Source organism: Mycobacterium sp. E2462, from assembly GCF_001672685.1.
Lineage (GTDB): Bacteria > Actinomycetota > Actinomycetes > Mycobacteriales > Mycobacteriaceae > Mycobacterium.
In genome coordinates this window covers 1-8,453 of the sequence record NZ_LZKC01000365.1, presented here as the reverse complement: position 1 = coordinate 8,453, position 8,453 = coordinate 1, and the positions used below count along the sequence as shown (strand labels likewise).

Genomic DNA, 8,453 nt, shown 5'->3' with positions numbered 1-8,453 from the left:
CACACCGGCGTCGAGCAGGTCCTGGTGTTCCTGCCGCAGGGCGCGTCGATCGCCCAGACCGTGGCCGCGCCGTTCCCCAACATGGCGGCGCTGGACCTGGCGCTGTCCATCAACCAGCCACCGCCCTGCCTGACGGGCTTCATCCCCGCGCCGGAGTGGCGGTCCCCGGCTGACACCAGCCTGCAACCGTTGCCGACGGGCACCTACTGCAAGATCCCGATGGACACCCCGGCCAACAGCGTCCGCGGTTCGCGCAACATTCCCTGCGTCGACATCCCTGGGAAGCGGGCGGCCACGCCGCGCGAATGCCGCGACCCGAAGCCGTACGTGCCGGCGGGCACCAACCCCTGGTTCGGTGACCCCAACCAGTTCCTGACCTGCCCGGCGCCGGCGGCCCGCTGTGACCAGCCGGTCAAGCCGGGCCTGGTGATCCCGGCGCCGTCGATCAACAACGGGTTGAACCCGGCGCCGTCGGACCGAGTGGCGGGCACGCCCCCGCCGGTGAGCGATCCGGTGTCCCGGCCGGGCTCGGGTACCGTGCAGTGCAACGGCCAGCAGCCCAACCCGTGTGTGTACACCCCCAGCGGGCCTCCGGCGGCGATCTACAGTCCCCAAAGCGGTGAACTGGTAGGGCCGGACGGAGTGAAGTACTCCGTCGAGAACTCGACCCGAACAGGAGACGACGGATGGAAGGAGATGCTGGCGCCAGCCGGCTGAACCCCCCACCGATGCCGAAGTTTGGCCGTTCCCGTAGGCGTCGTCTGAAGACTCCCGAAGAGCCGGTGGTCGGCGCCGCCGACCCGCAGACCGGGGACGTCGCCGACGAGCAGGACAGCACGAGGTCCGACGACGCCTCTGATGAGGCCTCCGATAAGGCCCCCGAAACGGCGCAGGACGCGGTCGAGGACCCGCCCGCCGACGGTGCCCCGGCGACCTCTGTGGCCGACACCGTGGACCCCGATGACGCCGAGGAACCCACCGACCCTCCGGCGGGGTCCGACGCGACCGACACCCCGGCCGAGCGTCCCGCCTCGCGCCTGGGTCGCGGCTGGTTGGTCGGCATCGCGGCGGCCCTGTTGCTGGGCGCCGGCGGCATCGGCGCCGGCGGCTATCTCGCCCTGCGCTCGCACCAGGAGAGCCAGGCGATCGCCCGCAACGACGCGGCGGCGCTCAAGGCGGCGGTGGACTGCGTGTCGGCCACCCAGGCCCCGGACACCAACGCCATGAACGCCAGCGAGCAGAAGATCATCGACTGCGGCACCGACAATTTCCGCTCGCAGGCGCTGCTGTACACCAGCATGCTCGTGCAGGCCTACCAGGCGGCGAACATCCACGTGCAGGTGGCGGACGCCCGCGCGGCGGTCGAGCGCAACAACCGCGACGGGTCGATCGACGTGCTGGTCGCGTTGCGCGTCAAAGTGGCCAGCGACCAGGCGCAGAACGAGACGGGCTACCGGCTGCGGGTGAAGATGGCGCTCGCCGAAGGCCAGTACAAGATATCCAAGCTCGACCAGGTGACGAAGTGACGGTGGTGCTCGACAAGGTCCAGACCCCGCCGCCACCCCCGGTGACCCCGCGCTCGCCGCGGGATGTCTTGGCGCCGTGGGCGTTACGCGTCGGTGCCGTCGCGGTCGACGTGCTGCCGGGCACCGCCGTCGTCACGACCCTGGCCCTGGTGTCGCTGGCCGTGCCGGCCCGCGGTGCGTGGTGGTGGGTGTGCATCGTGGCGCTCGGGCTCGTCACCCTGCTCGTGCTCGCCAACCGCCTGTTGCTGCCGACGATCACCGGCTGGAGCCTGGGGCGCGGGCTCATGGGCATCGCGGTGAGGTGCCGCGACGGCGCGGCGCCCGGACCCTGGGAGCTGCTGCTGCGCGACGCGGCGCACCTCGTCGACCTCGTGTCCGTGGTCGGATGGCTGTGGCCGCTGTGGGATTCGCGCCGTCGCACCTTCGCGGACATGCTGACGCGCACCGAGGTCCGCCGCCTCGACCCGGACGCCGCGCCGCCGCGCATCCGGCGCTGGACCGTGGCGGCGCTGTCCGCGGCGGCGGCCCTGTGCGTGGCCGGCGCCGCCGTGGGCTATTGGGCGGTGTTCGCCCCGGAACGGCAATCCGACCAGACCAGGGCGGAGGTCGCGACGCAGGGACCGAAGATCGTCGCCCAGATGCTGACCTACGACCCCAAGTCGCTGCGCGACGACTTCGCCCGGGCCCGGTCGCTGGCCACCGAGAGCTATCGCGGCCAGCTGGCCGCCCAGCAGGATCTGGTGCAGAAGGGCAACCCGGTCATCAACGAATACTGGCCGGCCGACGCCGCCATCCTGTCGGCCAGCCCGGACCGGGCCACCATGTTGCTGTTCCTGCACGGCCGGCGCGGCACCGGACCCGAGCAGCGCTACATCAGCGCCACCGTGCGCGTCGTCTTCGCCAAGACAAGCGACGACCGGTGGCTGGTCGACGACCTCGCCGTGCTGGCCAAACCCCGACCGCCGGGGAGCGGCAAGTGAGCCCCCGGCGCAGGATCGCCCCCGGTGAGCGTCCGCTGCTGGTCGATCAGCCGGTGCCGGCGCCGCGCTCCCGAGAACTGCCCTGGGTCGCCACGATCGCCGCGGTGCTCATGGTTGCGGCCATCGCCGGCTGCGCGCTGATGCTCATCGCCCATCAGCACCGCGAGCGCGCCGCGTCGAAGGATCGCGAGGTGATCGGCTACGTGAGCGGCTTCATGACGGAGTTCACGTCGGTCGACCCGTTCCACGCCAACGACTACGTGACGCGGATCCTGGGCGAGGCGACCGGCGACTTCGCCAAGCAATTCCAGCAGAACGCCAATCAGATTCTGCTGCAGGTGGCCCGCGCCGAACCGGCCACCGGCTCCATCCTGGGTGCCGGCGTGGAGCGCTGGAACGACGACGGCAGCGTCACCGTCATGGTCGCCACGGCGATTTCCAGCAAGACGCCGGACGAGAAGCAGGTCGTGGAAAACACCAATCGTTGGGCGGCCACCGCCACGCGGGAAGGGAACCAGTGGAAGATCAGCAGTCTGCAACAGGTGATCTGACCGCGCAGGACCGCGCATCGAGGGGTCCCGACGAGGGCGCCGAAAGCGCCGCCGCGGCAACCGATTCCACGGCGGCCGAGTCCCCGGCGGCCGACGGTGACGCCGTCGACGATAACGCCGTCGATGACGACGACGCGCCCACGGAGCCGGCGCCCGACGGGCGGCGCCGCAAGCGGCTGGCCGGTAAGCGGCTGGCGATCGCGGTGGTCGCCGCCGCCGTGCTGTTCGTCGGGTCCGCCGGTTTCGCGGGCGCGTCCCTGCAGCCGTACCTCTCCGACCGCGCCACCGCCGCGACCAAGCTGAACGTCGCGCGCACCGCGGCCAGGGCGATCACGACGCTGTGGACCTACACCCCCGAGAACATGGACACCCTGGCCGACCGGGCGTCGGCCTACCTCAGCGGCGACTTCGAGGCGCAGTACCGCAAGTTCGTCGACGCCATCGTCGCCCCCAACAAGCAGGCGAAGATCACCAACAGCACCGAGGTCACCGGCGCGGCGGTGGAGTCCCTGGACGAGAACAACGCCGTCGTCATCGTCTACACCAACACCTCGTCCACCAGCCCGCTGACCAAGAACATCCCGTCGCTGAAGTACCTGTCCTACCGGCTGTTCATGAAGCGTTCCCAGAGCCGGTGGCTGGTGACCCGGATGACCACCATCACTTCGCTGGACCTCACGCCGCACGTGTAGCGCGTCGACGAGTCCCGCGAAATAGACTGCAGCTCGTGCCCGCAACCTCGCCGGTCTCCGAGCGGTGGACCGTGGTGGCGTTGCTGCTCCTGACCTTCGCCACGGGGCTGGCGGACTCGATCAGTATCTTGGTGCTCGGCCACGTGTTCGTCGCCAACATGACGGGCAATGTGATCTTCCTCGGGTTCTGGTTGGCGCCGAGGACCACGATCGATCTGACCGCGGTCGCGGTGGCGTTGCCGACGTTTGTCTGCACCACCGTGGTCAGCGGCCGCCTGTGGCGCGGATTCGGTGACCGGACCCGGCCGTGGATCACCACCATCTTGATCACGGAGATCGTGGTGCTGATAGCGCTGTCCGTGCTGGGCGGCGTAGGCGCCCTGCACTACCACGACAACACCAAACTCATCATCATCGGATTGCTGGCGGTGACCTTCGGCCTGCAGCACACCAGCGCCCGCCAGTTCGGCATCCCGGAGTTGTCCACCACGGTGTTGACGTCGACCATCGTGAGCCTCGGTCTGGACAGTCGCCTGGCCGGGGGCAGCGGCGAGCGCCAGAACCTGCGCATCGCCGTCGTCGTGACGATGTGCGCCGGAGCGTTCGTCGGCGCGACCATGTCGCGGGTCGTCGTCGCGCCGGTCTTCGCCGTCACCGCGGCGGTGGTGGCGAGCAGCCTGTTGATCTTCCGGCTCGCGCCGCAGACCGCTAGTTGAAGGCCAGCCAGCTGGGCAGGGCCCGCTCGTGGGAATCGCACAGCACCTCGCGGGTGTCACACGAGCCGCGCGGCGAGCCGGCCCCGGCCCACATGCCGCCGGTGTCGCGGCGCAACACGATCGCCGAGGATCCGCCGCCGTCGAGCAGCACGGCGGTATCGCTGCCCAGCCCGCGGAACAGGTCCTGCATGTTGTCGGGCGTGTAGTTGCCGCCCTCGAAGATGTACATCTCGTCTTTCTGCTTGGCGTAGGCCAACGCCGTGCGCGCGGCGCTCGGCCCGCCGTCGTGCAACTGCCCGGTGTTGCCGGGCGCGAGCAGCCCGATCCCCGACACCGCGACGAACCGTTCGTTGCGGTTGAGCAGGTCCGCGACCACCGGGGTGGCGGCGTCGTAGTCGCTCTTGGTGCGGGGCCACACCACATACGGCGCGCCGCCCGACGGCATGATCATGGTGGTCAGGGCGCTCCAGCTCTCGCCGCCGCCCGACAGCCCCTGCTTGCCCGGGTAGGCGACGGTTCCGGTCACCGCCTGGTTGGCGCGACCCTGGCCGTGGGTGTTGTCCACGAAGGCGCCCAACGGCGAACTGCACCCGGTCTGCCGCCACGAACCACCCTTCTGGCCGCGGACGTCGAAGAAGTTGGCGTTGATCGCGATGGTCGGCTGCCCCATCCGCTGCCACGCCTGCAGCGGAGCGTAGAGCTCCGATGCCTGCCAGAGCCCCTCGCCGGTGCGCGCGGCGGGGTTGTTCTCACAGCGCGCCTGGTCGCCCTGGTGGGTGTCCACCAGCAGGTGCGGGGAGAGCCGCCCGGCCGCGTTCTTGATGATCATCAGGTGGCCGCCGTTGTTCATCTCGTACCAACTGCCGCCGGCGTTGAGCATGGGCGCCGGATGACCGGGGCCGAAGTTGTACACCAGGTACGCGCCGCGGGTGGTGCTGATCGCGTTGGCCAGCAGGTCCCGGCCGTCGGCCGCGTGCGCCAGGGGTTGGCCCGTGGTGCCGGCCAGCGCCAGGCACGCGACGACGGCGGTGCAGCATGCCGCCAGCCGGCGCAAGCTGGCGCGTACGGTCAGCACGTTGGCCCTTTCCGCCCGGAACCGATGCAACACCAATATCATCAGTCACATCAGTAACACTGTCAAACATGATCACGACAGCGTGACGGTCGGGCGGCGTTCGAATTACGGCCGCTCGCTTGAACTTTCGGACTCGGCCGGCTCGGCCGGGTGGGCAGCGGGGCCCTCGGCCGCACCTTCCCCGGTGCCGGCCCCGGTGTCGGTGGCCGGCGTCGTCGCGGGCGCCTGCTTGCCGCGGCGGGCCTGGTGCTGCGCCTGGTGCTCGGCCGCGATCGCCAACTCGACCGCGCCGGGGATGCGGTGAAATCCCTTGCGGTCGTACAGCCGGGTGACGATGCCGCCCAGCAGCAACCCGATCGCCAGCCCGATCGTCGTCAGGATCAGCGCTTGCCCCAGGCCGGTGCCGGGATGGCCCTTGAAGTACAGCAGCGAGCGGGCGCCCAGGAACACCTGGTGCATCGGCTCGAACTCGGCCAGCCAGCGGAAGAAGGGTGGCGTCGCTTCCAGCGGGACGGTGGCCCCGGCGGACGGCAGGCCCAGGATCACGAAGACGAGCATGCTCACCAGCAACCCCGCCGTGCCCAGGACCGACAGCAACGAGCTGGACGTGATCCCCACGGCGGCGATCGCGAACACGCCGTAGAGCCACAGTTGCCAGCCCAGGTCGATGGGCATGCCGAGGGCGTCGGCGATTGCCAGGTAAACCCCCGACGTCAACAGCGCCAGCAGCACCATCATCGTCCACTTCACCAGCAGCGTCTGAAATCTCGAGATCTTGACCTGCTCGGCGAAACGGTAGACGGGACCGAATTCGGCCGGCACGTAACCGAGCAGCGCGTCGACCAGCGTGCTGACCACGATGCTGCCCGTGAAGCCGGCCAGCAGCAGCAACAGCGCGTAGTAGAACGCCGAGAGGCCGTTGCCGGTGCCTTCGGGCAGCGGGTTGTAGACGGTCGACTGGATGTCGATCGGATCGCTCAGGCCGGCCGCCGCGGCGCCGGGCAGCGGCGCCCCGCCGGTCTGCGCGGCGACCTGCTCGGTGAGCCGCTGACCGGCGATGCCGTTGGCAATGCCCATCGCCGAGGTCAGCGTCTGCCCGGCGATGCTCGCGCCCATGGTGCCGGCCCGCGGGTTGGTCGAGATGGTGATGGCCGGGCGCTCGACGCGCGCCGGCGCCACCGCGCTGGTCGCGAAGTCACGCAGCTTGGACGACAGGCTCGGCGGGATCAGCAGCTGGCCGTACACCCGGCCGGTGTCGAGCTGATGCCTGGCCTCGTCGCGGGGCAGCACGCGGATGTCGAACTTGTCCTTGTCCAAGCCGTTGGTCAGGCGGTCGACGATCTGGGCGCCCGCCGGGCCGGCGTCCTCGTTGACCACGGCGATGGGGAAGTGCCGCAGGTTGGTGGTCGGGTTGAGAATGCCCCCGAGGTACAGCGCGCACAGCGCCGACATGAGCGCCAAAGTGATCAGCAGCGGCGCCGCCCAGAAGCGCACGGTGCCGATCGCTTTGACGTTGCGATTCGGGTTGGGCGCCGCGTGCTGCGCGTGCGAGTGAGGCATGCCGACTCCTGTCTGTCGTGCCCAACTCTATGGGCAGAGTCGCCGGACCGTCATGGCGTCAGCCGCCCAGCCGGGCGTGCATCTCCCAGACCAACAGCTCGGCCGGTTCCGTCGCGGTCACCCGCCTGCCGTCGTCGCCGGTGAACCGGATCGCGTCGCCCTCGGCGGCGGCGCCGATCCCTTCCACCGTCACGCCGCCGCGGGCCACATACAGATGCAGGTACGGCGCGGGGGGCAGCGTCACGGTGTCACCGGTCCGCAGGCGCGCGCCGAGCAGCGCGGCGTTGCGGTTGTGCAAGGTGATGGCCGCCGCGTGCGCGGGCCGGCCCGACGCGATGGGGACCAGGTCACCGTCCAGCGCGGCCCGGTCGACGTCGTGCTGTTGATAGCTCGGGTCGAGGCCGGACTCGTCCGGCGCCACCCACATCTGCACGAACTGCACAGGCTCCGTGCGGGATTCGTTCTTCTCCGAGTGCAGGATGCCGCTCCCGGCCGACATGCGTTGTGCCAGCCCGGGATAGATGACACCGCGGGTGCCGGTGGAGTCGCGGTGGGACAGCTCGCCTCGCAGCACCCAGGTCACGATCTCCATGTCCCGATGCGGATGGGTGTCGAATCCCGTTGCCGGCGCCACGATGTCGTCGTTGTTGACCAGCAGCAGGCCGTGATGGGTGTTGCCCGGATCGTAGTGGTCGCCGAAGGAAAACGAATGCCGCGACGTCAACCAGGGCGTCGCGGTGACGGCCCGGTCTGCGGCGCGCCGAATCTCCGCGTGCATCGCCTCAGCCTAGTGGCCCGGCCCGTCAGGTGACCGTGGCCGTGAGCAGCCGCTGGGCGCGCGCGAGGGCGGCGTCCAGCTCGGCTAGCGTCAGCCCCGGCGAACGACCCAGGTGGATCTCGATCTGGTAGTCGGGCTGACCGCCCGGACCGAATATCGGCAGAACCACGAATTCGGTGCTGGCCAAATCGGATTCGAGGGTGTCGGTGACGGACTGCAGCGTCACCATGGTCATCAGCGTCCGCAGCTGGCGGGCGACCCGATCGGTCGGTTCCAGCGAGGCCAGCACGTCGGCCAGCCGGTGGTGCAGCGACCCGTGGCTGTCGTCGAAGCGCCACGCGCCGTAACCCCGGGCCCGGATGTCGGCGAGGACCCGCTGGTGGTCGGCGATCTCGTCGCGGGTCAGGCGGGGCAGCACCCGGTGCAACCAGGCACGGACGAACTCGTCGTCGCGCCACGCCATGGCGACCAGCCCGAACGGCGGGTCGATGGGGAAGCGCTGGCCGACGGCGTGCTCGCCATCGGTGCCGTGGCCGACCGCGTCGATCGTGATCAGGTGCCGGCCGCCGATCTGC

At 70.2% G+C, this 8,453-nt stretch carries 8 protein-coding genes and 2 pseudogenes; 6 read left to right on the top strand and 4 right to left on the bottom strand.

What is annotated here, in order from left to right:
* The 6 genes and pseudogenes from A5714_RS19325 to A5714_RS19300 form a co-directional block, all read left to right on the top strand.
* Positions 1 to 717: pseudogene (locus A5714_RS19325) on the top strand (MCE family protein); the annotation flags it as partial.
* A complete protein-coding gene (locus A5714_RS19320) occupies positions 687 to 1,526 on the top strand; it encodes an Mce protein (protein ID WP_068287869.1) in 840 nt (279 codons plus the stop codon). The pseudogene A5714_RS19325 and the gene A5714_RS19320, both read left to right, overlap by 31 nt.
* Positions 1,523 to 2,506, top strand: a complete 984-nt coding sequence (locus A5714_RS19315; protein ID WP_068287866.1) for an RDD family protein — start codon at positions 1,523 to 1,525, stop codon at positions 2,504 to 2,506. Before A5714_RS19320 ends, A5714_RS19315 begins: the two co-directional genes overlap by 4 nt.
* Complete coding sequence (locus tag A5714_RS19310) at positions 2,503 to 3,057, top strand: mammalian cell entry protein (protein ID WP_068069760.1); 555 nt, start codon at positions 2,503 to 2,505, stop codon at positions 3,055 to 3,057. The genes A5714_RS19315 and A5714_RS19310 overlap by 4 nt, the downstream gene beginning before the upstream one ends.
* Entirely contained in the window at positions 3,024 to 3,749 is a 726-nt protein-coding gene (locus tag A5714_RS19305) for a mammalian cell entry protein (protein WP_068287864.1), read from the top strand. The genes A5714_RS19310 and A5714_RS19305 overlap by 34 nt, the downstream gene beginning before the upstream one ends.
* A 71-nt stretch (positions 3,750 to 3,820) precedes the next feature.
* Positions 3,821 to 4,465, top strand: a complete 645-nt coding sequence (locus A5714_RS19300; RefSeq protein ID WP_068069766.1) for a YoaK family protein — start codon at positions 3,821 to 3,823, stop codon at positions 4,463 to 4,465.
* Here A5714_RS19300 and A5714_RS19295 read toward each other — a convergent pair.
* The 4 genes and pseudogenes from A5714_RS19295 to A5714_RS19280 form a co-directional block, all read right to left on the bottom strand.
* Positions 4,458 to 5,582, bottom strand: coding sequence for a phosphodiester glycosidase family protein (locus A5714_RS19295; protein ID WP_156747394.1), 1,125 nt, complete (start codon positions 5,580 to 5,582; stop codon positions 4,458 to 4,460). The genes A5714_RS19300 and A5714_RS19295 overlap by 8 nt on opposite strands.
* A 63-nt stretch (positions 5,583 to 5,645) precedes the next feature.
* Complete coding sequence (locus A5714_RS19290) at positions 5,646 to 7,100, bottom strand: YhgE/Pip domain-containing protein (protein WP_068287862.1); 1,455 nt, start codon at positions 7,098 to 7,100, stop codon at positions 5,646 to 5,648.
* 58 nt (positions 7,101 to 7,158) lie between these two features.
* Positions 7,159 to 7,878, bottom strand: coding sequence for a pirin-like bicupin family protein (locus A5714_RS19285; protein ID WP_068287860.1), 720 nt, complete (start codon positions 7,876 to 7,878; stop codon positions 7,159 to 7,161).
* Between the two features lie 25 nt (positions 7,879 to 7,903).
* Positions 7,904 to 8,453, bottom strand: a pseudogene (locus A5714_RS19280) (MarR family transcriptional regulator); the annotation flags it as partial.